The sequence below is a fragment of the Gluconobacter sphaericus NBRC 12467 genome, assembly GCF_006539125.1.
Taxonomy (GTDB): domain Bacteria; phylum Pseudomonadota; class Alphaproteobacteria; order Acetobacterales; family Acetobacteraceae; genus Gluconobacter; species Gluconobacter sphaericus.
The window spans coordinates 1-1016 of record NZ_BJMK01000086.1 but is presented as its reverse complement, the minus strand read 5'-3'; the positions used below and the strand labels follow the sequence as shown (position 1 = coordinate 1016).

At 54.5% G+C, this 1016-nt stretch carries 1 protein-coding gene; it reads right to left on the bottom strand.

Annotation, left to right across the window (positions count from 1 at the left end; all coding sequences use genetic code 11):
- Positions 1 to 55 precede the first annotated feature (55 nt).
- Positions 56 to 1016, bottom strand: a 961-nt coding sequence (locus GSP01_RS14605) for an AraC family transcriptional regulator (RefSeq protein WP_307722869.1), incomplete at its 5' end; no start/stop codon positions are given.

Here is a 1016-nt window from a genome sequence, read left to right as displayed (position 1 = left end):
CGTATCCCGACTGTTTATTAAGCAATCGGTCGTTGTCGGGCGTGAAATTCTCGCGTCAAGCCTGTGGTGGCTCTCCCAGGTGTTCGCGCATCCAGTGAGCCTCCTCGGTTGGGGTGCGATGAAAGTGGCGTTTGAAATCCCGACTGAACTGGGCCGCACTGGCATAGCCGACTTCGGCGGCAATGGTGGCAAGTGTTCCCTGACGTCGTGTGATCATCAACCTGGCTTCGTGCAGCCGCAGTGCTTTGAGATATTGGATCGGGGTGTTCCCGGTAAGGGACTTAAAGCTGACGTGATATGATGGAACGCTCATACCGGCTGTTACAGCGAGTTCCGGAACCGATAGGCCTTCCTTGTAGCGTTCACGGATCAGCGCGAGGCTCTGCACGATCCTGTCTGTCGTGTCATTACGATGCAATGCTGCCATCAGAGAGCCGCCTTGGGGTCCAACCAGAATGCGGTAATGCAACTCACGCAATAGCCCCGGGCCGAGAATAGCGAGTTCTTGTGGATGATGGAGAGCGTGAAGCAGGCGTTGGAGTACATCCGTCATGGCGGGTGCCATTCGACTTGAAATCAGACTTCGCGCCCGTATTCTTTCGTCGTGACCGGCTTGTCCCTTCAGTGTTGTCGCTATTTCAGCAGCAAGATGGAGGTCAAAATCGAAGTAAATGGCGATCAGAGGCTGAGCAGGACTAGCCTGCGAAGCCATCCGGAAAGGCACAGGGACCGAAACGGCAAGATAATGCTCGGCGTCATATCGGTAGATTTCGCCATTGAGGAAACCCTGCTTGAACCCTTGCAGGACGAAAACCGCGCCAGGGCGATAAAGTACCGGAACATCTTCAAGAATAGTCTCGGAACGCAGGATACGGACACTCGGCAGAGACGTAGCGTTGTAGCCAGATCGCGGCGCGAGTTCCGCAGCCAATGCGAGGAGTGAAGGGATGTCTGATTGGTGATTCATAGGATCAGGCAAGGACATTAGAGAAATCGCAGTAGAGAGCACGGTAATA